Raw genomic sequence first — 25,631 nt, forward strand, 5'->3', positions numbered from 1 at the left:
CGTCATTAGCGCGAAAAGTCCGGCCACCGATGCGATAGTCCGCGATCCGCACGTCGAACGCGCGCTCTGCATCCGCGCGTGTGCCGCGCATCGTGAGCGTCAAGCGATTCTTCGAGCCGCGCTCAAGTTTGAATCCCTTCGATCTCATCCAGCGCAGGACGGAATCGTAATCGGCGCGGCTCGGGCCGAAGCGATCGGCAATCTGTCGCTGAGTCAGGAAGCGATGGAAGCTGGGTGACTTGGGCTCGTAGACGTCGTGCAGAAAGCGCTCGAAGCCGGCCTGGTCGTCGCGCTTGAGCACGAGCGTCAGCGTGATGCGCTGGTTTTCGGCTCTGGCGCTCGAAGGAACAATGGTTGCCTTCGACAGCGCGGGCAGCATGTGGCCCGGCAGACGAATCGTCGCGGGCGGAGGTTGCGTCGGATGCTCGGCGCTGGCGCTTGCTATCGATGGTTTAGCCAGGAGAACCAAAGCGAACGACGCGACCAACAACCACAGATGCGCCCCATGCATCCTCGCCGGAGTTGCCATTTTTGCCTTCCTACGTCGGACTCGTATTGGCTCGTTTAGACTCGCATTCGCGCCAGACTTAACGCAAACGCAAAGTTTAAGCCCGAATTCGAGTTCTAATCGCTGAAATTGAGCGTGGGTTCCGAATCAGATGCGGGCTTTCTTGTCGATGCGCGGGAACAGCGGCGTCGTCGGATTTACGCGATGCCCCGGCTTGATACCGTCTCCATATGGCGCGCGCGCGAGTTTCTCATCGACATTGAGCAGGCCGAGAATCTTTTTCGACGCTACCGGCATGAACGGCTCGAGCGTATCGGCGACGACGCGCAATCCCTCGACCAGGTTGGCCAGGATTTGCGCGACGCGCGGTAGATTGGCGGGATCCTTGGCGAGCGTGAACGGCGAGGTCGCGACAATATACTTGTTGGCCGCGTCGAGCGCCTGCCAGATGGCTTCCAGAGCGCGATTGAACGCGAGTTCCTCGACCAGCGGCGCGACCCGCGCCGGTACCGAGGCGAACGTCTCGGCGAGCGCAACGTCGAGCGGGTCGCCGCCTGAGCCCGCGGCGGTGCCGGCCGGCGCCGCCGCGATCGCGCCCTGGGAGTATCGCGCCGCCATCGAGAGCACGCGGCTGGTCAGATTGCCCAGATCGTTGGCCAGGTCCGAGTTGTAGCGATCGATCACGCGCTCTTCGCTGAAATCGCCGTCCAGCCCGTAGGTGAATTCGCGCAAGATGAAGAACCGCAAAGCGTCGGGGCCGACAGTTTGCTGGTAGGCGACCGGATCCTCGATGTTGCCCGAGCTCTTCGAGAGCCGCGCGCCGCCGAAATTCATAAATCCGTGAACGTTCAGATGGCGATAGAGCGGCAAGCCGGCCGACAGCAGTATCGCGGGCCAGTACACCGCGTGCGTCTTGAGGATGTCCTTGCCGATAAAGTGTTCGGTGACCGGGATGATTGCGGTCAACGATGCGTCGTCCGTGTCAGGCAGCTCGCTCATGTAGGCCCACAGCGCGTCGTACCAGACGTAGGTGACGTACTTGTCGTCAAACGGCAGCGCGATACCCCAATCGAGGCGCGCCTTGGGACGCGAGATGCAAAGATCCTCGAGTGGCTCGTCGAGCATCCGGAGCGCCTCGTTGCGATAGCGCTCGGGCCGGATGAAATCGGGATTTTTCTCGATGTTGCGGCGGATAGCCTCGCGGTATTTCTCGAGCTTCAGAAAATAGTTGCCTTCCTTGATAGGCTCGGCGGGCCGATTGTGCACCGGGCAGATGTTGCCGGGCAGCAGTTCCTTCTCCGTGTAAAAGCGCTCGCATCCGACGCAGTAGAGGCCTTCGTAGTCCTTGAAGTAGATGTCGCCGGACTGGTAAGTGCGCGCGAGCATCTTCTGCACGAACGCCTCATGCACCGGGTCGGTGGTGCGGACAAAGATATCGTAACTGATGTCCAGCCCGGCCCATCCTTGCCGGAACAGCGCGCTGATTTTGTCGGCGAACGCCTTCGGATGAAGTCCGATCGCGTCGGCGGCGCGCTTGTTTTTGTCGCCGTGCTCGTCGGTGCCGGTGAGGAAGGTGACGTTGGCGGCGCCGAGCTTGCGGCGCTGAAAACGCGCGAATGCGTCGGTCGCCAGCATTTCGTAGGCATGGCCGACATGGGGCGGGCCGTTGCTGTAGATGATCGCGCTCGTGATGTGGATGCGGTTTGCCATCAGGAGATCGAGAATAGCGGGAGACTCGGCGCCACGCGAGCAGGGCTCAGCCCTGCACCTGAGTCAGGAGAAGATGCGGGTGGAGTTAAGCTGCGACTGCGTAGATAATGCTCCGCACGGAGGAATAGCCGCATGATTGTCGTCCATCACCTCAACGATTCCCGCTCACAACGTATTCTCTGGCTGCTGGAAGAACTCGGCCTGCCCTACGAGATCAAGCGCTACCAGCGCGATGCGCAAACCCGGCTTGCGCCACCGGAATTGAAGAAGGTTCATCCGCTGGGCAAGTCACCGGTTATCACCGATGGCAATCGGACCATCATCGAATCAGGCGCGATAATCGACTACCTGATACGCCGTCACGGCGGCGGCCGCCTGCAGCCCGCGCCCGACAGTCCGGCGTATGACGAGTACGTGCAGTGGATGCACTATGCCGAGGGCTCGGCGATGCTGCCGCTGATGCTCAACCTTTATGTCACGCGCCTGGGTGAAGCGGCGGCGCCGCTGACGCCGCGCATCGAGAGCGAGATTGCCAATCACCTCGGGTACATCGACGGCGCTTTGAAGGGCCGGCAGTTCATTGTGGGAGACACCCTGACCGGCGCTGACATCCAGATGAGCTTCGTAGGCGAGATCGCCGGCGCGTTCGGCAAGCGCGCGCAATATCCCAACCTCGACGCGTGGATCAAGCGCTTGCACGAGCGGCCTGCCTACAAGAAAGCGCTGGAACGCGGTGGCGCGTACAGCTTTGGGAGCTGAAGATGCGCGGGCGCGCCGGGACGTGAGGCGGTAAGGACGCTTGCTACTGCGGGCGTGAGGTGACCAGGTCTTCGAGGGTCACTTCGACGACTCCACCGTCTTCATCGCGCTGCACCAGCACTGTCTGCTTCAGCGTGTTCTGGCGAACCACTCGGCCGTCGCCCTTGACGCATTGCACGCGCTTGCCGACGTTGGGCAGCGCGCGCTTGAGTTCGACGTAGCTGGCGTATTCGTAGCGCAGGCAGCATTTCAGCCGCCCGCACATCCCGGCCAGCCGCGACGGGTTCAGCGCGAGGCCCTGCTCGCGCGCCATCTTGACCGTGACCGCCTCGAAGTCGCGCAGCCAGCTCGAGCAGCATAGCTCGCGTCCGCAGGGACCCATCCCGCCCGTGACTTTGGTTTCATCGCGGGCGCCAATCTGTTTCATCTCGACGCGAACCCGCAGCGTGTTGGCGAGATCGCGGACCAGCTCGCGGAAATCGACGCGGCCCTCGGCGACGAAATAGAAGACGACCTTGCGCCCGTCCAGCGTGTAGTCGGCGCTGACGAGCTTCATCTGGATGCGGGCCTCGCGAATGCGCTCGACGCACAAGCGGCGCGCGTGCGCCTCACGCGAGAGGGTTTCCCGTTCGGCGTGGAAGTCGCTCTCGGCAGCAAGGCGGATGATCGGACGCAGCCCGGAAAGGTCGATCGTTTGCGCGGGTTCGTGCGGCTCGATCTCGACGGTGCCGAGCCGGGCGCCGTCTTCGCTTTCGACCAGCACGCGCTCGCCGCGGCGCAGCGGCCGGTCGCCGGCCAGAAAATTGTACAGATGGCCGGTCTGCTGGAGACTGACGGCGACGATTTTCGCAGTTGGTTGCGAGCCTTCAAACGGATCGATGTCAGCCACTATCTTCTACTCACCCCGCATCGCATGGCCGGCGATAGTCCACCAATTCTCAGCCTGCAGCCGAGGATTGGCGTTCGCTTCGACCGCTTCGACGGCGCGTACTGCCGCGTCGATACATTTCACGATCGCATCGACATCGAGACTATCCGCCAGGCTTGCCAATTGCGGCCTGGACTCGGGCGCAAACGCCACGAAATCGGCCTTCAGCAGTTTGTAGCATAGTATTTCTTCGAGCAGTCTTGCGAGCAGCTCGAAATTGCCGGCGGCGGCGTCGCGGTTGGCGAAGAATTCCTGGGCGAGAGACTGCGCGCCGGCGAAATCGATCGATTTTGCGGTGCGCAGCGCGTCGAGCAGTTCCTTCATCGGCGGTTCGTCACCGTCGGCGAGTGCGATCGCATTTGCAGCGCTGCCGCGAGCCAGCAACGCAAGCGCACTGGCGCGAGCTTTATCCTCGACGCCATGCGCGGCAAGGATAGCCTCGAGATCGGCGGTCTGGAGCGCGGGAAATCTGACCGTGCGCGTGCGCGAGCGGACGGTGTCGAGCAGGGCGCGTTCGCTGGCCGATACCATGATGATGATTGCGTGGCCGGGCGGCTCTTCGAGCGTCTTCAGCAGCGCGTTCTGCGCGGGGATATTGAGGGTCTCGGCGTCGTCGATAATTGCCATGCGAACCGATGATCGCGACGGCCGGATTCCCAACCGCGCAATCAGTTCGCGTACCTGGTCGATCAGAACTTCGGTGCGGCCAACGGGCCGCGACAGGTAGCTGAAATCCGGATGCACCCCGGTCGCGATTTGCACGCATGCAGAACAGCAGTCGCATCGCGCCGCGTCCGCATCGGCGGCGCGCGCGCGCGTGCGCTCGGTCTGCGGCGCGATGCGGACGGCGCATCGCGCGGTAGTGCAGCAGAAATTCTCGCCGGGCGATCGCTCGCACATCGTGGCGTGGACGAGGCTGGTTGCGACCAACGCTTTACCGACGCCGTGCGGGCCCGAGAAGAGATAGGCGTGCGAGGGACGGCTGCGCAATTCGGCGAGCAGCCGGCTTGCGACTTCGCGATGGCCAAGGATCGAAGTTATGGGCATGGCGATTGAGTCATCGGCGCGCGAGCATCTCGTCCACCGCGTGGCGGATGTCGGCGGTGACCGCGGCAACCGGACGGTCGGCGTCGATCACGACGACCCGCGCGGGCTCGGCCTTCGCGATCGCGAGAAAACCGTCGCGCACTCTGCGATGGAAGTCGGCGCGCTCGCCCTCGAAGCGGTCGGAGCCGCGGCCGGTGCCCTTTGCGCGCACGCGGGTGCGCTCGAGACCGGTCTCGACGGGCAGGTCCAGCACGATAGTCAGGTCGGGCGTCACGTTGTCGCTGGCGAGCCGGTTCAGTTCGCCGAGCAGTTTGAGATCGAAGCCGCGGCCGTGGCCCTGGTAGGCGGTGGTCGAATCCGAATAGCGGTCGGAAATTACGATCCCGCCGGCAGCGAGCGCGGGCCGGAGTTTTTCGCGAACGTGCTGCGCGCGATCGGCAAGGACCAGCAGCAGTTCCGCGGCTACGTCGAGCGAAACCGCGGGATCGAGAAAAATCGCGCGAATCGTTTCGCCGGCGCGCGTGCCGCCCGGCTCATGGGTGACCGTTACGCGCCGCCCGCCCTTGCGCAGCGCGTCGCCCAGGATTGCGGCCTGGGTGGTCTTGCCACTTCCTTCGACGCCTTCGAGCGTGATGAATACCCCGGCTGCCATCAGTTAGCTGGATTGGAACGTTGCGCGTCCTTATCCGCCAAGATACCAGCGCGTCAGTTGCGGCTGAAAGAGCGCGAAGACGCCGGCGGCCAGCGCCAGATACGGACCGAACGGAACTTCGGTGCGCAGAATCGAGACGTCCGCTTCCTCCGGATCGGTCACGGGGTCGCCCAGCGGAGCGGGTGAAGCGGCGCCGCCGCCGCTGAGCGCGAACGCGATTCCGCCGATCGCGCCGATCACCGAACCGAAAAACAAAGTGAAGAAAACTCCCGGCCAGCCGAGAAATCCACCGACCATCCCCAGCAGCCACACATCGCCCAGGCCCACACCCTCGCGCCCGCGCACGAGTTGGTAGAAATAGCCGGTGCCCCACAGGACGCCGCCGCCCACCGCGATTCCGATCAACGAACTCTTCCAGCCGACCTCCGGCATCATCAGCGCCGCGGCGATGAATCCAATCAGTGTCCCGGGCCAGGTAATCATGTTCGGAATTATTCGCCAGTCGTAGTCGACGATCGCGACGACCCACAACGCGGCGCATAGTACGAAGCGCGCGAACGCGTCGGGGATCGGAAAGGCGAAGTAGAGATAAAGGGCGATGATGGCGAGTCCGAATTCGGCGAGAAAATGGCGGAACGGAATCGACGCGCCGCACATCAGGCACCGCCCGCGCAATCCAATGTAGGCGAGAATCGGGATGTTCGCCCACCATGGAATCGCGCGCTCGCAACTCTCGCAAAATGAGCGCGGCGTGACGATCGAAAGATCGCGGGGGAGCCGATACGCAACCACGCAAACGAAGCTGCCGACGCTCGCGCCGAAGAGGAACGCAATTGCGGCGCCGATTCCGGTGGGCATGTCGAGTGTCATGGCGTCAGCATAACATACGCGGCGTCAACGTTGAGCGGCACAGAGATCGATCGTCAAATCGTAAGTGGCCTTGATCAGTCGCTGCATCATGAGTCCTGATACACCTTCGAGCGCCGAGGATTGACTCGAGGTCAGTGCTGGCATTTGGGACAATAGAAGCTGGCGCGCTGGCCCACGATCACATTTTTGATCGGCGTCGAGCATGTGTAGCACGGTTTCCCCTCGCGGCCGTACACTCGCAAGCGCGCGGCGAATCGCCCGGGCTGTCCGCGTGAATCGCGGTAGCTGCGAAAGGTGGTGCCGTTGCTGCCGATCGCGGCGCGCAGGATAACCGGTACGGCGGCCGCGATTTTTTCGAGCTCGATTCGCGTCACGCGGCCAGCCCGTCGCGCGGGACGCACGCCGGCGCGAAATAGAATCTCGGATGCGTAGATATTGCCGATACCGGCGACAATTCGTTGATCCATCATCAGGCTCTTGATCGCCACCGCCCGGCCGCGGGCCTTCGCGGCGAGATAGTCAGCGTTGAATTCGCGCGACAACGGCTCGGGGCCGAGACTCTTCAACTCTGCTGTGGAAGCCAGCGCGGCGCGCTGGACGAGACGGACCATGCCGAAGCGCCGCGGGTCGTTGTAAACCAGGCGCGAGGCGTCGTCGAGCGAGAATTCGAGATGGTCGTGGCGCGGATCGAAGTCGTTGGCGCAAAAGCCTTCGTGGCGATGAGTCAGACTGCCGGACATCCCGAGGTGCACCAGCATCACGTCGTCGCCGTCGAGCTCGACGATCAAATACTTGGCGCGGCGCGATAGTTTCACGATTTGCCGACCGGCAATCGCCGCGGCAAAATCCACGCTGACGCCGCGGCGCAGCCGTTTCTCGCCGATTCGAACACTCACGATCGTTCTGCCGACGGCGGTGCGAACGAGTATCCGGCGCAGCGATTCGACTTCCGGCAGTTCAGGCATCGCGGATGACGATCCTGCCGGACAATTCAACCCGCAGCGCGTGCGCGAGTCTTAGAAAATCGGGCACGCCGAGCTTCTCGGCGCGTGTGCCCGGATCGATCGCCGCGCGTTCGAGCACGCGCGCGATCCGCGGGCTGTCGATTCCAATCGCATGGCTGAGCGCGTTGCGAATCGTCTTGCGCGGCGCGGAGAACGAGGCGCGCACGGTTTCGAGCACGTCGCGTTCGTCTTCGTTTCCAGCCGCAAACGACGAGGTCGCCCGCGGCGTGAAAGCGAGAACTTCGGCGTCGATTTTGGGACGCGGATGGAAGCTGCCGGCGGCGACGCTGAAATGCAGATCGATCTTCCAGTACAGCGCGTTGAAGACGCTCAACGCGCCATAGGCCTCGTCGCCGGGCACTGCGCGAATCCGCGCGGCAACCTCGCGTTGAAACATCAGGACCATTCTCGAAATCATGCGCGCGTTGTCGCTGAGCCGGCGCAGGATGGCCGCCGCGACATTGAACGGAAGATTGCCGATTACCTTGACCGGTGAATCGGTGACGAGTGCCGCGAAATCGATCGCAAGAAAGTCGGCGTTGATCACGCGAACGTTCGCGTCACTGCTGTCTGCGAAGCGCTCCCGGAGCCGAACCGCGAGGCGCGGGTCGAGTTCCACGAGCGTCAGCGAACGTAGCGGCCGCGCCGCGATTTTCTCGGTCAGGATGCCCAGCCCGGGGCCTATCTCGACTACCGGGTCCGATTCGGACAGCTCCGCCGCGGCGACGATTCGATCGGCGACGGCGCCGCTGGTCAAGAAATTCTGGCCGCGCGATTTTGACGGCCGCACGCCGGCTCTGGCCAGTGCCGGTGCGGGACGCGACGGCGTTTCAATTCCGCCGCCGCTGCTGTTGGCCGCCTTGAGTTTGCGGCGCGCGTGAGATTTTCGTGCGATCGTCATCTGCTCCGGATTCAAAGCGCGAGATTGGCCTCCGCTTCGATGCTGAGCGGGTCGCGCTCGCCGCGGATCAGACGGTAGCTGCCCGCGAGCGCGATCATCGCCGCATTGTCGGTGCAATATTTCAGCGCGGGTGCGACCAGCCGGCGCCCATCTGCCGCCGCTGCCTCGGCCAGCCGTTCGCGCAATCTCGAATTTGCCGCGACGCCGCCGGTCAGCGCGATCGTATCCGCGCCCAACTCGCGCGCGGCGGCGATGGTCGGCTTCACCAGCATATCGACGACGGCTTCCTGAAAGCTCGCGGCGAGATCCTCGGGCCGCTCGGCGCGGCCATCCTCGCTGGCCAGAATAGTTGCGACCGCGGTCTTCACCCCGCTGAAACTGAAATCCATCGGCGCTCCCTTGACGTGGGCGCGCGGGATTCGCACGCGCTTTCGATTTCCCCGGTGCGACATCTCGTCGATTGCCCGGCCGCCCGGATAGCCCAGTCCCATCAGCTTGGCGACTTTGTCGAACGCCTCGCCGGCAGCGTCGTCGCGAGTGCATCCGATCCGGCGGTAGCGCCCGAAATCCTCGACCGCGAACAGCGCAGTGTGACCGCCGGATACGACCAGCGCCAGGTACGGCATCGCGATGCGATTTTCGAGCAGCGGAGCCAGCAGATGGCCCTCGATATGATTCACGCCAACCATCGCAACGCCGCTCGCCTGCGCCAGCCCCTTGGCGAACATCAAGCCGACCAGCAACGAGCCGACCAGGCCCGGGCCGCGCGTGACTGCGATTCCCTCGAGGTCCGCGAGCCGGCATCCCGCCGCGTCCAGCGCGCGCTCGATGACCGGCCCGATCGTGACGACGTGATTGCGCGACGCGAGTTCGGGAACGATACCGCCGTAAGCGCGATGGATGTCGTCCTGATTGGCGACCGTGCTCGAGCGAATGTCGGCGATGCCCGGGGCGGTGGTTTCGAGCACCGCGGCGGCAGCGTCGTCGCACGAAGATTCAATTCCGAGTATCAGCATCGCATTCAGTCTGCGGGAGCAGGTGGCGATGCGGGCGGCGGTGGCGCAGCCGGCGGTTCCGCGGGCGCGGGCTGATCGAGATCCGGCGCCGGCGCCGGGTTGGCATCGGCAGGCACGGACCCGGCCAGGCGCGTGACGCCGACGCGCGCAGTCAGGTTGCCCGGAGCCGCGGCGAGAGCCTTCTGATAGGCGGCGGCGGCCTCGGCGGATTTACCCGACTCCTCGAGACTGAGTCCTTCGAACGCGTAGATTTCGCCGAGCCACGCGGAATCCGATGCGAGCCCGATTTCCGCGCGCTTGAAGAAGGTCTGCGCCTGCGTATAGTCCTTGCGCGTGACGTACGCGCGCCCGAGGTAGAAGTATGCGTACGAGTTGCTCGGATCGATCGAAATCGCGTGCGCCAGCTCGCGAATCGCGTCGTCGGTGTGCCCCTGCTCGAGTTCGACGCGCTGCTGCTCGGTGATTCTCAAGGATGCGGCGCGAGCGGGAGTTGGCGCTGCATCGATCAATGGCGCCAGCGACGAGTCGCTGATTTGGGGCGTTGTCGCGATCGAACCGACGTCGATCGCCGGCGCGATATCGGTCGGCGCTGCTGCGGGAGGCTGCGCAGCGGGCGATGGATTGGGTATCGGCGCCTGGCTTTCGGCGGTCGTCGGCTCCCCAGCCGGCGCGGCGCTCCACTCGCCGGAATCGGGATTTGTGTCGGCGCCGGGAGACGGCGACTCGCCGGTAGATGGCGCCGCCGCCGGACTCGGCGCCGCAAGATCCTGCGCCGGAATCGATTCCTCTTCGAGCCTCGCGACGAGCGTTGGTTGGCGCTGCGATGCGATCGCGGGAATCGGCAGCATCGACAGAAATACTGCAAAAGCGAATGGGCCGAGTCGCATCATCGCGAACTAGTCATTGGGATCGGCAACGGGATTGGGCGCCTCATGCATCGCGTGGTCGGCCGACAGCGCCGTCGCCGCAGTATGATACGGGCAGTCCTCAGTCGGCGCCATCCCTTGCGGGTACACGCCCATCATCGTCACCGGGCAATATGGTGTCGCTTTATAACCGGTAGTTGGATCGATTTTCACCTCGACGATTCCCGGCGGAGCGGTGAAATCGAGCGCCGGGCGCGCCGCGGTCGCCGCTTTCATAAAAGCGGTCCACGCCGGCAGCGAAGCCTGTGCGCCCGTCAACCCAAGCACTTCCTTTTGATCGAATCCGGTCCAGACCACTGTCAGCAGATTGGGCGTAAAGCCTGCGAACCATGCGTCCTTGGCGTCGTTGGTGGTGCCGGTCTTGCCCGCCGCCGGCCGCGTGAAACCCATCGAGCGCGCGCCCGCGCCGGTGCCGTGATTGATCACGTTTTCGAGCATGAACTGCATCATGTACGCGAGCTGCGGCGAAATCACCTGTTCGGCGGCGAGTTCGTGACCTTCGATTACCTTGTTGTTTTCATCGACCACGGCGGTAACCGCGTAAGGTTGGATTTCCATTCCGTCGTTGGCAACTATGGCGTACGCGCGCGCGACCTGCATCGGTGAGACTTCGATTCCGCCCAGCACTATCGACGGGTAGGCCGGCAAGTCGCCAAAGCCGAGCTTCGACGCCATCGCGCGGATTCGATCCAGTCCGACGCTGTTAGCCAGCCGCGCGGTCGCGGAATTGAGCGACTCGCCGAGCGCGAACTCCAGCGTGACGTGGCCGAAGAAGCGGTCGCGATAGTTATTCGGCGTCCAGCTCATGTCGCCGTACTGCCAGGTGAAGGGCGCGTCCTCGATATAGGTAGTCGGCAGGAACTTCTCCGCTCCTCCCGACAGGGTCTCGTCGAAGGCCGCCAGGTAGGTAACCGGCTTGAAGACCGAACCGGGCTGACGTTTGGACTGAGTAACCCGATTGAACTGGCTTGAGCGGTAGTCGCGTCCACCGGCCATCGCGCGAATCCTTCCGCTCTGCGGCTCGAGCGCGACCAGGCACGACTCGAGGCGCTCCTTGGTTTCGCGGCGCGCCAGCTTGGGATGCTTGGCTTCCAGATCGGCGAGATTGTGCGCGATCGCATTCTCCGCGAGCTTTTCCATGTGCACGTCGAGCGAGGTGAAGATGCGCAAACCCTCGCCGCTGAGCACCTGCGGCGGATAACGCTCGGCCAGTTCCTTCTTGACGAAATCGACGAAGTAGGGCGCGTCGTTGCCCTCGGCATAAACTTCCCGCGGATGCAGCGGCTCGCTCACTGCCGAATCGTAAGCGGTCTTGCCGATGTACCCGTCCTCGAGCATCGCGGCCAGCACCTCGTCGCGTCGCGGCCGCGCGGCGTCGGGATGATGCAGCGGATTGAGCCGGTTGGGCGAACTGATCAAGCCGGCAATAGTAGCCATTTCGCCAATAGTCAGATCGCGCGGCTCCTTGGAGAAGTAGTACTCAGACGCTTCCCAGACGCCGTATATACCTTCCTGGCCGCGCTGGCCCAGGTAGATATCGTTAATATAGTTCTCCAGGATTTCATCCTTGGAGTATTGGCGCTCCGCGATGTACGCCATCATCGCTTCCTTGAGCTTGCGCTTGTAACTTCGCTCGCGAGTCAGGAAGAAGTTCTTCATCAACTGCTGGGTGAGCGTCGAGCCGCCCTGGCGCACGTGCCCCGAAGTAAAATCGATGTACGCGGCCTTGATGGTGCGGACCAGGTCAACGCCGTGATGCTCGTAGAAGCGATGGTCTTCGGCGGCCAGGATCGCATTGATCATCGTGGGCGGAATCTGGCTCAGGCGCACCAGCCGGCGCTGCTCCCATTCGCCTTCGAAGATGCCGCTGATGAGTTCGGGTTCCAGCTCGATCGAGAAGATCGGTTTATGGATCACGGGATCCCCCATCGACGCGATCGTATCTCCCTTAAGCGTCAGGTCGACGAATTCGCCGCCGAAGTTGCCGTACGGATACGCGAAGCTATGCAGAAAGATGTCGAGCTTGCCGCGCTTGCGATCGAAGCTGTACTCGCCGCGAGAGGCGACGTGGCCCGGATCGACGGGATGGTAATTCAGGCGCGCGAGACGCTCGAAAAAACCGAGGTCCTTCAGATCCTGGCCGGGGTAAATGAGCACCGAGTCGGAATAAATGCGCGACGGGATGTTCCATCGCTTGCCCGAAAACCGCGCGACGACTTCATTCTGGAGCTGATTGTAGTAGCTGAAGAACAGCCACAAGGTCGGCGGGACGGCGAACAGGATGAGCGCGCCCGCGCCGATCAGCGCGAACTTGAGGATTCGTTTCGGGGACATCAGGAATGCGTCCCCGGCTCAGGCCTCCGGTTTGACGGTCACGTAGATGGTGGCGTCGCCGCGCCTGACGAGCAGCAGGACTATCTTGCCCTTGGCGCTGGTCTTCAGCGCATTTTGGTACGCGTCCACGTTCTTGACGGCCGCGCGATTGACCTCGAGGATCACGTCGCGAGCGCGAAGGCCCGCCTCGTCGGCGCGGCTGCCGGGCAGGACCGACGAAATCACGACGCCGCCGGGCGAATCGAGCCCCAGTTCTTTGGCAAGATCGGGACTCAGGTCCTTGACGTGAAGGCCGAAGGGCGAGACCGCGCCGAGGTCCGGCTTTTGCGATTTTTCTTCAGACGCCACGATTTCGGGCTCGCGCGACTGCGTAATCGTCACCGGCAGATCGATCGTCTGCTTGTCGCGAATCACCTTGAGAATCCCTTTGTGCCCCAGGTCGGTGCGGCCTATAAGCAGCGGCAATTCGCGCGAGTCGCTCACCGGTTGATTGTCGAACGCGACGATTACGTCACCGCGCTTGACCCCGGCCGCTTTGGCCGGTCCGCCGTCGAGCACCTTGGCAACCAGCGCCCCGCGTGAATCCGCCAGCCCCAGCGACTCGGCCAGCTCGGGCGTCACCTTCTGGATGTACACGCCGAGCCATCCGCGCACGACTTTGCCCGAGCTCTTGAGTTGCGGCAGCTCTTCCTTGACCAGCTCGATCGGTACCGCGAAGCCGATTCCCATGCTGGCGCCGGTGTGCGTGTAGATTGCGCAATTGACCCCGACCACGTCGCCGCGCAGATCGATCAGCGGACCGCCCGAGTTGCCGGGATTTATCGACGCGTCAGTCTGGATGAAGTCCTGGTAGCTGCCCGGGATGAAGCGTCCCTTGGCGCTGACGATCCCCGCCGTCACCGAATGATCGAAGCCGAACGGATTTCCGATCGCCATCACCCATTCTCCGACCTTCAAGTCGTCGGAGTCGCCCAGCGGCGCCACCGCCAGGTCGTGCTTCGTATCGATCTTCAGCAGCGCGATGTCGCTCTTCTCGTCACGCCCGACAATCTTGGCTACGTAATTGTGGCCGTCCTGCGTGGTCACGGTAACCGTGCCCGGATTCTCGACGACGTGCTCGTTGGTCAGGATGTAGCCGTCCTTGGTGATGATGAAGCCGGAGCCAAGCGCCTTGGAGTGTGGCGAGCCGCCGAAGTCCTCGAAAGGATGCGCGTGCGGTGGCATGAGAGGGCCGTGCGGAGACTCTTCGGGCGATGACTCGCCGCCTTCGCCGGGTTCCTCGGGTTCGTCGGTCGAGATGTTCACGACGGCGGGGCTGAGCTTGGCTGCGAGATCGACAAAGTCCGGCATCGACTGGGCCTTCGCCACGTGAGCGGGGTCGGCCACCTCGGTCCAGAAGTGCGTGGGCGGCGCGGAATCCGCGGCGCGTGCCGCCGTGCCGGAGGCAATCAAAGCGAATGTCGCGGTAAAAATCGCGACGCCGGGAAAGACGATGAACTTATGCGTCATGTGTGATTAAGCGCAGACGGCCAATCAACGGCTCGGCGGTCTCGCTAATTCAACGTACTTCATTTGCAGACTGGAAAGAATCTCTTTGAGCAAGGCTTGTTCGTGGGGATCGAGATTTCCCCGCGTCTTGTCGCGCAACATTATGATGATATCGATCATCTGCTGCGCCATAACCAGGTCGCGCATCACCTGACCGCTCGCCGGGTCGGGTATTTCGCCCAGCGCCGCCAGCGCCTGCTCTGACAGGCTCCATAGAAACGCCGCGAACGTCAGCTCGGGGGGCGCTTGGTTCGAATGGCGATTCGCCGCCGGCTGTGAGGCGCCGGCTTGCGGGCTGGAGATCGACTCCGGCCCCGGTGCGTCGGGTTTGGATTTTATCTCCAGCGCTTCGACCCGCTCGGACGGCGCCTCGTCGCCTGCCTTGGCCTCGCCTTCAGCGGAGAAACGCCGGCGATCCTGAACCTTGAATCCCCGCTTGTCCTCTGATTCTTCCATCGATCGCGCCCTCAACCTTGTCCAATCTGTCCGCTGGACATCTGCTCGAGCCGGTGGATTCGCTCCTCGATCGGCGGATGCGTCGAGAACAGCCGCGACATTCCCTTTGCGCTCAGCGGATTGACGATAAACAGATGAGCCGTCGCAGGGCTGGCATCCATCGGCAGCCGCTCGTTGGCGGCCTCGAGCTTGCGCAGCGCGCTGGCCAGGTACAGCGGATTATGCGTGAGCGCGGCCCCGCTCGCATCGGCCTGGTACTCGCGCGTGCGCGAAATCGCCAGCTGAATGAGGGTCGCTGCGATCGGCGCCAGGATGCCCGCGACCAGCAGCCCCGGCAGCCCGCCTTCCTCGTTGTCGCGGCCGCCAAGGCCGAAGATCGCACCCCATCGAACCATCGTGCCGATCATCATCACGGCGCCGGCCATCGTGGCCGCGATCGAGCTGGTCAATATGTCGTGATTGGTCACGTGCGAGAGTTCATGGCCGATGACGCCCTTCAACTCCTCGCGCGTGCAGATTCGCATGATCCCGCGCGTCACGGCGACCGCGGCATGATGCACGTTGCGGCCGGTCGCAAACGCGTTGGGCGTGTCGGAATCGATAAGGTACAGCCGCGGCATCGGAATTCCGGCCGAATGCGCCAGCTCGTTGACGATCGAGTAGAGTTCCGGCGCCGAAGCCGCGTCTAGTTCCCGCGCCCCGTACGCGCGCAGCACGATCTTGTCGGAGAACCAGTAGCTGAAGAAGTTCATCACCGCGGCAATCACGAAAAAGATCACGACGCCGCGCGAGCCTCCGAGCAGCCCGCCGATTACCATCAGCAGACCCGTCATCAGACCCAGCAGCATCGTCGTCTTGAAGAAACTCATCGCGCCTTCGAGTGTATTACGTTTGACGCTGCTCCACAAATTTTCGTAGGGGTCACTCCTGCCCCCTGACGTTCGACGCCAATCCTATTCGGGAATGAAAATGGATATTCCGGTTAAAAGTTATAATTGACAAATGAAACGGAAAAAACTCACACTAGCCGGCATGCGATTAGCTGGCCTATGCTTCTTAGCTTCCGTTGTGCTCCTGCTCCCGTCAGTGGGCCGAGCACAAGAGGTTCCCGTCTTCGCGATTACCCCGGTAGAAAGCTCGATTAAGTTCGACGTAGAAGCGTCGGTGGCTATCAAGGGGACTTTCAATCAATGGAACGCCGCTCTGACACTCACATCTCCAGACGTGACAACAGCGGTTCTGGACGTCGAGATTCAGGCTGCCACTGTAGATACCGGAAGCGGCATGAAGAATAGCAAGCTGAAGAGCGCAGACTTCTTCGATGTTGTCCAGAATCCGTTGATCACTTTCAAATCAACGAAAATTGTACAGAGCGGTCCCAACACCTTTGAGGTGGATGGCGACTTTACGATACGCGGCGTTACCAGATCCGAGAAGCTGACACTCACTGTGTCCGGCAAGGGGACCGGCTCAGGCCAGATTAGCGGGACACTGTACTTCGACCGTAAGGACTACGGGATGAACAGCGGCATCCCCTTCATCAAAATCGCCAATCGCGTCGAGGTGACCGTCGCGCTCAAGGCGAATCGAGTCAGCGGGCCTCCGGTCGTCTTTAAGCAGTAGCCAGCCTGACAGAAGTACGGCCGGAACTCGAATCGATCCACAAAATTTTAGAAGACTAACCCGCGCGGCAGGGGTCACCCCTGCCCGCGCGCGACAACGGAGCGCGGCCTTAACATTGGGTGCAGGGGTCACCCCTGCTAAGGGCGGAGGCGATTTCATCGACCTCGATGGAATCGATCGGGGTGCGCCTCAAAATGACGATGTGCCCATCAGCGCCCGCGGGCATCGGACCCCATCGCGCGGGATCTGTCCGCCCGAAGATGACCACACCCGACGCGCCGGCCGCGGCCGCCAGATGCGACACGCCCGAATCGTTACCGACGAAGGCCGATGCGACGCGCGCGATCGCTGCGACCGTCGGCAAATCGAGGTGCTTGAGGACCGGGACGCCTGGCTCGCGAAAGATCGGCTCCATCGATATTTCGGCCGGACCCAGGATGACCGCGACGCTTTTTTCAGGGGCCGCGACACATAATGCATTAGCCGGAATGCTCGGCCACGTGATGCGTTTTTCAGGTGCCGTGGCGCTTGCGCGGCTCGATAGCATAGACGCGAGCGCCGCGAATTTATCCGCCGGCCAGTTCTTGCCGGGACTTCCGCTGCCGGGAAAAATCACAATCAGATTCGAGACGGCGCATTTCGATTGCGCGATCGCGCGCGAGGCTGCCGCGAGGTCGTCCGGAGTCGGTTCGAGCCATGGACCCACCGGCGAAGCGCGCTCGTCAATCTCAATTTCAGTTGCCCGCAAGTAAGCCGCTGATACGTGGCCGTCGCCGCCGGGGCGGAACGGATGAAACGAGACGTGCCCATCGGTTGCCGCCGCCAATCGCGCGCGAAAACGCTGGTCGTCCGAGGCGAAGAACGAGTAGATGCGCTCGAAGTCCGCGAAGAATCGACGCGCGTTTGAATTGGCCGGCGGTCCATCGGACTGCGCGCCCGCCTCGGTGAATAATTCGCCGACCTCGCGAGCGTCTATCGAATGGCCGCGCGCGACGACGGTTCTTCCGGCTGCGAGCCGGGCCAGTTCGATGCGCGCCATCAGCTCGACTGAGGCGCCCGGGTGGCGCCGCGAGATCGCCCCCAGCGCCGGCATCAAGCACATGAGGTCGCCAAGCGCGCCCGGAAAAATCACCAGCACGCGCCGGATCGAACGGCTGGCCTCATTCTCCGGCGTCATCGAGGAAAGCCTATCACGTTAATTGAATGCGGAACCCACCGTGGGTTCCGCACCTCCTTGGGCAGGGGTGACCCCTGCACCCAGTGAAAAGAGAAGATGCGGCCTGACGGCCTGCCAGGACTTTTTTTTGAGTCATCCTGAGCGAAGCGAAGGAACCCGGATCCGGGATTCTTCGCTTCAGCAACTTCCGCTCTAGAATGACACGGGCGGCCGCGCGGCAGGGGCTGAACTATTCAGCCTTACGCTCGAGCGCCCGCCATGCTACCAATCGCTTATGGTCAACAGCCAGGATTCTGCGCGCCCGCTCGCTGGAAAAGCCGCCCGACGACTCACCACCCGCGCCACCGACCCTTGCGCTTCCCGCAAAAATATTTTTGACGGAACAAAGCTAGCCCTAGAGCGCAGCCGTCCCGAAACCACAACCGATTGTGTATTTCCCCCCTTAATACTGGCCAGCCGTCGCCACAGTAAGTGCGACGCCAGGAACCCGCCTTGGCGAGATTCGCAACCAGCCGCATTTTTTGGATAGAATCGCCGCCATGCCTATCAGCGTCGCGCGATCGCCGCTTGAACTTATCGGCAACACGCCCGTCGTCCGGCTCAATCGCATCCCCGGCAAGAACGACGCCGAAGTATGGGCGAAGCTCGAGAATTTCAATCCCGGTGGCAGCGTCAAGGACCGAATCTGCCTGGCGATGGTCGAGGCGGCCGAGAAAGCCGGCCGGCTAAAGCCGGGCGATACGATCGTCGAGCCCACCTCCGGCAACACCGGGATCGGTCTGGCGCTGGTCGCTGCCGTGAAAGGCTACAAGCTGATTCTTACGATGCCTGACACGATGAGCGAGGAACGGCGCTCGTTGCTGGTCGCTTACGGCGCGGAGCTGGTGCTGACGCCGGACACGCGCGGGATGCACGGCGCGATCGCGAAGGCCGAGGAACTATGCCGCGATAATCCCGGCTACTTCATGCCGCAGCAATTCAGCAACGCCGCCAATCCCGACATCCACTATCGATCCACCGGGCCCGAGTTGCTCGAACAGCTCCCGCGCATCGACGCGTTCATCTCCGGCGTGGGGACGGGCGGAACGATCACCGGCGTGGGCCACTACTTGCGCGAGCATCTCGACAAAAAAGTCCTGATCGTCGCCGTCGAGCCGAAAAACTCGCCCGTGTTGTCGGGCGGCAAGCCGGGCTTTCACAAGATTCAGGGAATCGGCGCCGGCTTCGTGCCGGGCAATCTCGACACCAAAGTTTACGATGAGATAATCGCCGTCAGCGACGAGGATGCGGTCCTGTGCGCGCGCCGGCTCGCGCGCGAGGAGGGCATGCTGGTCGGCATCTCGTCGGGCGCAAGCTGCTGCGCGGCCCTCGAGATAGCCAGGCGGCTTGGCAAGGGCAACGTCGTGGCCGTGATTTTCTGCGACACCGGCGAGCGATATCTGACGACCGATCTTTTCCCGGCCGCGGGAATCTAGCAATGACTGATTCGATGGACATATCGAAAACGCTGGACGCGAAGCTTGAGCGGATGCGCGCGATATTTGCGCCGATGCGCAACCTTATCGTGGCGTTTTCCGGCGGCGTCGATTCCACCCTGGTGCTCAAGGTCGCGCACGACGTGCTTGGCGGCTCCGTGCTCGCGCTGACGACGACTTCGCCCACGATGCCCGACGAGGATCGCGACTCGGCGCTTGCGATGGCGCGCCTGATCGGCGCGCGCCACATCGTCGTCGAATCCAATGAACTCGAGATTCCGGGCTACGCGGCAAATCCGCTCGACCGATGCTACCTGTGCAAGCACAATCTGTTTACGGTTTGCGAGGCAAAGGGCGCGCAACTTGGTATCGACGAGATAGTGGACGGGCTTAACCTCGACGACCTGCACGACTATCGCCCCGGGATGCGGGCGGCCGGCGAGAAACGCGTGCGCCATCCGCTGGTCGAAGCCGAAATGACCAAGGCCGAGGTTCGCGCGCTCTCGCGCTCGATGGGGTTGCCGACCTGGGATCGTCCCGCGTCGCCGTGCCTGTCGTCGCGCTTTCCGTACGGCACCGAGATAACACCCGAGGGGCTTAAGAAAGTCGCGGCGGGCGAGAAGCTGCTTCATTCGATGGGCTTTGCGGTCGCGCGCGTGCGCTACCATGGCGAGGTCGCGCGGCTTGAGGTCGAGCAAAGCCGGATCGCGCGCATCTTCGAGCCGGAAATTCGCGAAACGATCGATCGCGAATTCAAAAAAATCGGCTTTCGATTCGTCGCGATCGATCTGAAGGGCTTTCGCTCCGGCTCGCTCAACGAAGGCCTGGTTGCCAACGGATCAAAGCCGGCGAGTCCGATGCGCCCGCCGCGCAATAGTCCTTGATCGAGCTTCGGGAAAGCTTTAAATCTTCGGCGCACGCATTTTTCAAGCCACAAGGAATCGGTGATGTTGAAGTTTGAGGAAATCGATCTCGATCGCATGGTCGAAGAAGTGCTGGCCGGAAAAGAAATCGCACGCGAGACCGCCGCGGCAATCCTCAATTGCCCCGACCATCGGCTCGCTGATTTGCTCGCCGCGACGAGCGCCGTGCGCGAGGCCGCATTCGGCCGCCGAGTGAAGATTTGCATGTTGCGCAACGCGCAAAGCGGCATCTGCGCCGAGGATTGCAGCTATTGCTCGCAATCGCGCATCTCGAAAGCCGAAATCCCCGTTTACAAAATGCAGAGCGCCGCCAAATTGATCGAGGGCGCACGAATCGCGGTCGAGAGCGGGGCGCGCCGCTACTGCATGGTCTGCAGCATGCGCGGTCCGGTGCGCCAGGATATCGAGCATCTCGGCGAGGCGTGCGATCGAATCCGCGCCGAGCTGCCGGGGCTGGAGCTGTGCCTGTCGATCGGCCTGATGAATCGCGAGCAGGCCGGCGAGCTCAAGAGCGCCGGCGCGGGATGGATAAATCACAACCTCAACACCAGCCGCCGCTTCTATCCGGAAATTTGCACGACGCACAGCTGGGACGACCGGGTCGAGACTCTTGGCAACGTGCGCGCGGCGGGATTATCGACTTGCTCGGGAGGGATAATCGGGATGGGCGAGACCGCCGATGACATTATCGATCTCGCCTACTCGACGCGGCGCCTCGCGGTCGATTCGGTGCCGCTGAATTTTCTGCATCCGATAAAGGGCACTCCGCTCGAATCCAGGCGCGCGCTCACGCCCGAGAAATGTCTCAAGGCCGCGTGCCTGTTCCGTATCCTCAATCCGCGCAGCGAGGTTCGCGCGGCGGGCGGCCGCGAACTCAACGTTGGCGCGCGCCAGGCCGAACTGTTCAGCGCGGTGAATTCGATTTTCGTCAACGGCTACCTGACCACCGCGGGATGGGACTGGTCGCGGACCCGCGAGCTGATCGAGCGGGCCGGATACGAGCCGGAGCCGGCGTAGCGCGAGGGTTAATCCGCCATCCGGGCGGCGATGATTGCCTCGACGATCGCGAGATCGGATAGCGTCGTGATCTTGATGTTCGCGGTCGAGCCTTCGACCACTTCGACGCGAACTCCCGTCCGTTCGACCAGATCCGCGTCATCGGTCGCGATGATTCCCTCGCTGACCGCGCGTCGATGCGCGGCGACCAGCACCGCGCGGCGAAATGCCTGCGGAGTTTGCGCTTGCCATAGCCCGGCCCGCGCGACGGTCGCCGCGATCGCGCCGCCCTCGACGCGCTTCAAAGTGTCGGCCACTGGTATTGCCGCGATCGCACCGCCGGCCCGCGCCGCCGCCGCCATGCACGCCTGGAAAATTGCCGGCGTCGCCAGCGGACGCGCCGCGTCGTGCACTATCACCAGCTCGCTCTCCGAACTGGTCAGTCCGAGCGCGATTCGCACCGAATCCTGACGCTCGACGCCGCCCGGCGTAATCTTGACCGGCACGCCAAGCCCGGCCGCCGCGGCTTCGGCGCGCGCCGAACTTTCGAATCCTTCGGGCACTGTTATCACCACTTCGCCAATCGAATTGACTTGTCCGACGGCGCCGAGCGAATACGACAGCATCGTGCGGCCGCCGATCTTCACAAACGCCTTGGGCACGCCCGACCCAAGCCGCACGCCGGCGCCCGCCGCCACGATGATCGCCGAGGCTGTCATTTCGCCATCGCGCGCGACGCCGGAGTACGACCGGCGTTTGCCACGAAGCTTGCGATCGTTGCGATCACCGCCGCGTCAACATGACCCGGCGTCGCGTACTCGGCCGGTCCGGGTTTGCCCGCGCCCGCGATGAACAGATGGTTGAGCCCCGGGAACGTATCGACCTGAACCTTCGGGTCGCCCTTGAGGCCGTTCTGCCAGTCGCCGATGTCCTTGTCGAGCACCTGGTAGTCGCGCGAGCCGTGCAGAATCAGGATCGGCAGGTTAAGGCTGCGTGCGATTGCGACTTCGTCGCGCGCGTCGAGGTTGTAGTAGTACGACGCGGGCGCGCCGAAGAAAATTTGCGTCGGCGGCATCTTGTGCGCCGAGATGTCGTCGGCCTGGTGCTCGGCAACCGGCAGTTGCCCCGGTGGCATTTGTGCCGAAAATCGCGCCTGCTGAATTATTGCCTGCTCCAGCTTGCGGCCCGACGGCGCTAGCATCACGATTCCCGCAATCGGCCATGCATTCTTCGCAATCTCCGGCGCCAGCATCGCGCCGAGGCTGTGCCCGACGACGACGATCCTGTCTTGCTCCACGTCGCGCCGCGCCCGCAGCAGCCCCACCGCGGCGACTCCGTCCTGGATGACTTCCTCGTCCACCGTGGTCTTCTGCGGATCGAGCTGCGGGTACGCATAGGTGCGCTTGTCGTATCGGAGTACGACAATTCCGCGCGAGCTGAGTCCCTGGGCGATGTCGGCGAATGGATGATTGGCGCCGACCGTCTCGTCGCGATCGTTGGGGCCCGATCCTTCGATCAGGACCACGGCTGGAAATGGGCCCTTGCCCTTTGGGATCGTCAGCGTGCCGGGCAACTTGTACGCGCCTACTGCCACATCCTCGAAGTGAAACCTTGCTTGGTCCGAATATGGGGGCGCGGTCGCAGGCGGCTTGAACAATATCAACTTAATCTCGCCGGTCTGCGAGGTGACCACGATTATCGAATTCGCCGTCGAGCGAGAGAACCTGAGTTGTACCCTGACCTCGTCGCCGCCCTTGGGAAGATCCCGCCGCTCGAAAATTTTCCAGCTGCGTAGCCTACCCTGGCTGGCGTACACCTGGTTCCACGACCCCTTCAGCCCCGCCGGCGACAATGCTTTCATCTTGGCGCTGAAATGACTGGTCGCCTCTTTGAAGTTGCCGTCACGAATCGCCGAGAAGAAATGATCGACAATCACGTCTTCGGCGTTAGCTTTGGCCGCGCATCGAGTAGCGGAAAAAATCGCGAGCGCAAAAGACGCAACGCCCAACACGAACATTCGCTTTGGCATATCGATGCAGATTTGCAGACTCGATGCGCACGTTCAACAAAATCGCAGGCCCCTTCCACAAAAATGAAAAGGCCGGGGGGGGAACCCCGGCCTTAGTCACACAATTGGATTGACGGCGGCGGCTAGTTCGCGAAGATCGTCTTCAGTTCTTCCATGATTTTCTCTTCGGGATGCGCCTTGGCGATCGACAATTCCTTCACGAGCAAGGATCGCGCCGTGTCGAGCATCTTGCGCTCGCCGAACGACAACTCCTTGTCGCTCTTGAGCACCAGCAGGTCGCGCAGCACCTTGGCGATTTCCAGCGGAGAACCAGTCTTAATTTTCTCCGTATATTCGCGATAACGCCGGTTCCAGGTTTGCGTATCGACCTCGACCTTGCGCTGGCGCAGGATACGGTAAATTTTTTCCACCATATCCTTTCCGATCACTCGCCGCAGTCCGACCGACTCGACGTTTTCGGTCGGGATCATGATGGTCATCTTCTCGGTGCCGAGGATCCGGAGCATGTAAAAACGTCGCTCCGTCCCGGAGATAACCCGCATCTGGATGTCTTCGATAACGGCCACCCCATGGGCGGGGTAAACCACTTTTTCACCCTTCTTGAACGGCAAATTCATCGTGATAATGGCACTCGATGGCAGGCTCTGGATTTCGGACACGGGTTGATGACCGCGCAGTTCATGGGTTCATCACTTATCCGATCAGCCTGGAATGTAAATGCATTATGACACAAATTCAGTTGATTTGTAACCCCAGTCCTAAAAAGAAACCGGAATCGGTGAGACTCGATAGAACAATGTTCGGAATTAACTGCCGAATCAGGTCAGTTCAATTGGAGTTCCATGATGATCGCGTCTTCACCGGGACCGTAGTAATGGCGCCTCAAACGCCGTTCTTCGAACTCGAACTTGCGATAAAGCTGCCGCGCAGGCAGGTTTGAACGGCGAACTTCCAGCGTAACCACGCTTGCGCCCATCGATCTCGCCTCGGCGATTGCCTCGGTTAGCAGCACGGTGCCGATCCCGAGCCGGCGCGACTCCGGATGTACCGCGATGTTGAGGACGTGGCATTCGTCGGCGATCAGCCATCGGCAGAGAAAGCCGGCAATCCTGCCGTTGTCGTCCCGCCCATGCTCGTGGCTTGCCGCCGGGATCGCCACCATGATGCGCGAGAACGGCAGCGTCAGTTCACGTTGAAAGGAGGCCATCGTCCAGGGGGCGGGGAAGGCCAGCCGCTCGATCTCGATGATACCGGGCAGGTCGCGATCTGTGGCGTCCCGAATGTGGATCGCCATCTCAACCAAACTCAACTGCAATCCCGGCGCGCCAAATCCGCCCGTCCAAGCTCGTCCGCCGGTTTAAGCGCGCGGGAATTTTTCAGGCTGCGCGCTGAAACTGCGCCGCCTCCGCCTTGAGAACGACGACCTCGAGCACCTTGTCGCGCATCCGATGCTTGAACGCGCCCACCGGCTTGCCGAACTCGATTCGGGTCGCGAAATCGGCCGGGAACGCCGACGAGACGTAGGACAATCGGCGGATCGTTTCGCCGCGCACGCTCGCGTTGACCGCAAGCACGTTGTCGCCGAGCACGATGTTGTAATCGTAGTCGGGCATCTCGTCGGGCAGATTCCACAACCCCTTGAGCGATGACGGCGGCAGCTTGCGCGGCATCTCGAGCCGCACCAGGTACGCGTTGGCATACTCGGCGACGGTGTAAACGGTCCCGTAGCGGCGATCGCGCTCGGTTTTGTCCTCATGCATGGTGCCCGCGAACCCGTCGAATCCCACCTTGCGCTCGGTTCTCCTGCCTGCGCCCAGCGCACGCGCGAGGATCGAGCCGATCGGCGCGAGCCCGAGCCCGTATAAGCATCCACGATACGTCAGCTCGCTGGCAGGCTTGGCGTGAATCACTCCCTCGCGCAACCGCCACGCGCCCTCGGCCGACGCAATCAATACGCCGAGCATGATCCATCCGCCGGTACTTTGGGAAAACAGCCCGTCGCCGAGCACCACGACCGCAAACGCAGTCAGGACTGCGGGATAAAGAATCAGATTCAGAACCAAGTTGAGCGCCGTCGAGCGGACTGTCGAAAATCCACCGCTGCTGCCGACCGCCGCTTCGAGGCGCGTCTTCACGCCGACCGGCATCGCGCCGAGAATCGGCTCCGCAAGCCGCAACACGATCTGCACCGGCGCCGGCGCTACGCGAACCGGTGAAGCGCTGACTGAAGCCAGGACGGCATTGAAATCAGCTTCGAGCTCGCCGGGGAAATGTTTCTCGCCCATTGGTCCGGGCAACGCACCGATGTCCTTCGGCAGACGCATCATCGCCAGACCAGCCGCCGCTTCCGGCGCGGCGCCAGCCGCTGCTGGTGCAGGCGCAGCCGCCGCAGGCGCCACTGCAGGTTTCGCTGTCGGCGCGGGCGCTGGCTTGGGTACTGCCGCTGCTGGCGCGACCGTTGCTGGTTTCGCAGGCTGCGCCGCTGGCGCTGGCGCTACCGGAGGAACCGCCGCTGGTGCAGGTTTGGGTGCCGATGCTTCTGCCGCGGCGGGCGCCGCCGCAGGCTTGGGCGCCTCCGCGGGCGCTGGCGTGGCCGCTGCAGCTTCCGCCGGCGCTGGTGCTGCTGGCGCGGCCGCCGGTTTGCGAAAGCGCGACGGTGCGTCGTCGGCGAACGTCTCGTCGGGATGCAACTTGCGGGCGCGCGCGAGCAGCACGCCTTCGGTCTCTACGTTGGCCGGGTCGGGGATAC

24 protein-coding genes and 1 pseudogene are annotated in these 25,631 nt (G+C 62.8%); 5 read left to right on the top strand and 20 right to left on the bottom strand.

From position 1 onward, the window contains the following. Positions 1-529: protease pro-enzyme activation domain-containing protein (locus tag ABSB13_RS11265; RefSeq protein ID WP_428108324.1), on the bottom strand; the 529-nt coding region annotated here is incomplete at its 3' end. A 126-nt stretch (positions 530-655) separates the two neighbouring features. Next, a complete protein-coding gene (locus tag ABSB13_RS11270) occupies positions 656-2,218 on the bottom strand; it encodes a class I tRNA ligase family protein (protein WP_428108327.1) in 1,563 nt (520 codons plus the stop codon). A gap of 132 nt (positions 2,219-2,350) precedes the next feature. Here ABSB13_RS11270 and ABSB13_RS11275 point away from each other — a divergent pair, with 132 nt between their 5' ends. Continuing rightward, positions 2,351-2,977 carry a glutathione S-transferase family protein gene (locus tag ABSB13_RS11275; RefSeq protein ID WP_428108329.1) on the top strand — a complete coding sequence of 209 codons (627 nt, stop codon included), beginning with the start codon at positions 2,351-2,353 and terminating at the stop codon, positions 2,975-2,977. A 43-nt stretch (positions 2,978-3,020) separates the two neighbouring features. Here the strand turns inward: ABSB13_RS11275 and ABSB13_RS11280 are convergent, their stop codons facing one another. From ABSB13_RS11280 to htpX, 12 genes are all read right to left on the bottom strand, one after another. Continuing rightward, positions 3,021-3,866 (bottom strand): PSP1 domain-containing protein, encoded by an 846-nt coding sequence (locus ABSB13_RS11280; RefSeq protein ID WP_428108331.1) that lies wholly within the window; start codon positions 3,864-3,866, stop codon positions 3,021-3,023. Positions 3,867-3,872: 6 nt separating this feature from the next. Continuing rightward, the gene (locus tag ABSB13_RS11285) at positions 3,873-4,952 is read right to left on the bottom strand and encodes a DNA polymerase III subunit (RefSeq protein WP_428108334.1); all 1,080 of its coding nucleotides are present in this window, start codon (positions 4,950-4,952) and stop codon (positions 3,873-3,875) included. Between the two features lie 10 nt (positions 4,953-4,962). Further along, on the bottom strand, positions 4,963-5,604 hold the full coding sequence (gene tmk, locus ABSB13_RS11290) for a dTMP kinase (protein ID WP_428108336.1): 642 nt from the start codon (positions 5,602-5,604) through the stop codon (positions 4,963-4,965). A 30-nt stretch (positions 5,605-5,634) separates the two neighbouring features. Then, complete coding sequence (locus ABSB13_RS11295) at positions 5,635-6,474, bottom strand: prepilin peptidase (protein WP_428108339.1); 840 nt, start codon at positions 6,472-6,474, stop codon at positions 5,635-5,637. Between the two features lie 131 nt (positions 6,475-6,605). Continuing rightward, positions 6,606-7,439 (bottom strand): bifunctional DNA-formamidopyrimidine glycosylase/DNA-(apurinic or apyrimidinic site) lyase, encoded by an 834-nt coding sequence (gene mutM, locus ABSB13_RS11300; protein WP_428108341.1) that lies wholly within the window; start codon positions 7,437-7,439, stop codon positions 6,606-6,608. Next, complete coding sequence (rsmA, locus tag ABSB13_RS11305; RefSeq protein ID WP_428108343.1) at positions 7,432-8,379, bottom strand: 16S rRNA (adenine(1518)-N(6)/adenine(1519)-N(6))-dimethyltransferase RsmA; 948 nt, start codon at positions 8,377-8,379, stop codon at positions 7,432-7,434. Before rsmA ends, mutM begins: the two co-directional genes overlap by 8 nt. An 11-nt stretch (positions 8,380-8,390) precedes the next feature. Beyond that, the gene (tsaD, locus tag ABSB13_RS11310; protein ID WP_428108345.1) at positions 8,391-9,395 is read right to left on the bottom strand and encodes a tRNA (adenosine(37)-N6)-threonylcarbamoyltransferase complex transferase subunit TsaD; all 1,005 of its coding nucleotides are present in this window, start codon (positions 9,393-9,395) and stop codon (positions 8,391-8,393) included. Between the two features lie 5 nt (positions 9,396-9,400). Then, entirely contained in the window at positions 9,401-10,285 is an 885-nt protein-coding gene (locus ABSB13_RS11315) for a tetratricopeptide repeat protein (RefSeq protein ID WP_428108348.1), read from the bottom strand. 6 nt (positions 10,286-10,291) lie between these two features. Further along, positions 10,292-12,655, bottom strand: a complete 2,364-nt coding sequence (locus tag ABSB13_RS11320) for a penicillin-binding protein 1A (protein WP_428108351.1) — start codon at positions 12,653-12,655, stop codon at positions 10,292-10,294. 18 nt (positions 12,656-12,673) lie between these two features. Further along, positions 12,674-14,164 carry a Do family serine endopeptidase gene (locus ABSB13_RS11325; protein WP_428108354.1) on the bottom strand — a complete coding sequence of 497 codons (1,491 nt, stop codon included), beginning with the start codon at positions 14,162-14,164 and terminating at the stop codon, positions 12,674-12,676. 24 nt (positions 14,165-14,188) lie between these two features. Further along, positions 14,189-14,659: a DUF1844 domain-containing protein gene (locus ABSB13_RS11330; RefSeq protein WP_428108356.1), complete on the bottom strand. Its 471-nt coding sequence runs from the start codon at positions 14,657-14,659 to the stop codon at positions 14,189-14,191. 11 nt (positions 14,660-14,670) lie between these two features. Next, positions 14,671-15,528, bottom strand: coding sequence for a zinc metalloprotease HtpX (gene htpX / locus ABSB13_RS11335; RefSeq protein ID WP_428108359.1), 858 nt, complete (start codon positions 15,526-15,528; stop codon positions 14,671-14,673). 133 nt (positions 15,529-15,661) lie between these two features. Between htpX and ABSB13_RS11340 the strand changes: the two genes are divergently transcribed. Then, a complete protein-coding gene (locus ABSB13_RS11340) occupies positions 15,662-16,282 on the top strand; it encodes a YceI family protein (RefSeq protein ID WP_428108360.1) in 621 nt (206 codons plus the stop codon). A gap of 109 nt (positions 16,283-16,391) precedes the next feature. On the opposite strand, the gene ABSB13_RS11345 is transcribed toward ABSB13_RS11340, so the two are convergent. Beyond that, on the bottom strand, positions 16,392-17,459 hold the full coding sequence (locus ABSB13_RS11345) for a glycosyltransferase family 9 protein (RefSeq protein ID WP_428108362.1): 1,068 nt from the start codon (positions 17,457-17,459) through the stop codon (positions 16,392-16,394). A 539-nt stretch (positions 17,460-17,998) separates the two neighbouring features. Between ABSB13_RS11345 and cysK the strand changes: the two genes are divergently transcribed. The 3 genes from cysK to bioB all read left to right on the top strand — a co-directional run bounded on the left by cysK (position 17,999) and on the right by bioB (position 20,874). Beyond that, the gene (gene cysK, locus ABSB13_RS11350; protein ID WP_428108365.1) at positions 17,999-18,934 is read left to right on the top strand and encodes a cysteine synthase A; all 936 of its coding nucleotides are present in this window, start codon (positions 17,999-18,001) and stop codon (positions 18,932-18,934) included. 14 nt (positions 18,935-18,948) lie between these two features. Beyond that, entirely contained in the window at positions 18,949-19,818 is an 870-nt protein-coding gene (gene larE, locus ABSB13_RS11355) for an ATP-dependent sacrificial sulfur transferase LarE (RefSeq protein ID WP_428108367.1), read from the top strand. Positions 19,819-19,881: 63 nt separating this feature from the next. After that, positions 19,882-20,874 carry a biotin synthase BioB gene (gene bioB / locus ABSB13_RS11360; RefSeq protein ID WP_428108370.1) on the top strand — a complete coding sequence of 331 codons (993 nt, stop codon included), beginning with the start codon at positions 19,882-19,884 and terminating at the stop codon, positions 20,872-20,874. An 8-nt stretch (positions 20,875-20,882) separates the two neighbouring features. Here the strand turns inward: bioB and ispD are convergent, their stop codons facing one another. The 5 genes and pseudogenes from ispD to ABSB13_RS11385 all read right to left on the bottom strand — a co-directional run. Beyond that, complete coding sequence (gene ispD / locus ABSB13_RS11365) at positions 20,883-21,572, bottom strand: 2-C-methyl-D-erythritol 4-phosphate cytidylyltransferase (RefSeq protein ID WP_428108372.1); 690 nt, start codon at positions 21,570-21,572, stop codon at positions 20,883-20,885. After that, positions 21,569-22,882 carry an alpha/beta fold hydrolase gene (locus ABSB13_RS11370; RefSeq protein ID WP_428108375.1) on the bottom strand — a complete coding sequence of 438 codons (1,314 nt, stop codon included), beginning with the start codon at positions 22,880-22,882 and terminating at the stop codon, positions 21,569-21,571. Before ABSB13_RS11370 ends, ispD begins: the two co-directional genes overlap by 4 nt. Before the next feature lie 122 nt (positions 22,883-23,004). Next, positions 23,005-23,499: a CarD family transcriptional regulator gene (locus tag ABSB13_RS11375; protein ID WP_324094479.1), complete on the bottom strand. Its 495-nt coding sequence runs from the start codon at positions 23,497-23,499 to the stop codon at positions 23,005-23,007. 206 nt (positions 23,500-23,705) lie between these two features. Beyond that, entirely contained in the window at positions 23,706-24,191 is a 486-nt protein-coding gene (gene rimI, locus ABSB13_RS11380) for a ribosomal protein S18-alanine N-acetyltransferase (RefSeq protein WP_428108378.1), read from the bottom strand. Positions 24,192-24,258: 67 nt separating this feature from the next. Beyond that, a pseudogene (locus ABSB13_RS11385) lies at positions 24,259-25,631 on the bottom strand (hypothetical protein); the annotation flags it as partial.

The organism is Binatus sp. (SeqCode) (assembly GCF_050013435.1).
Taxonomy (GTDB): domain Bacteria; phylum Desulfobacterota; class Binatia; order Binatales; family Binataceae; genus Binatus.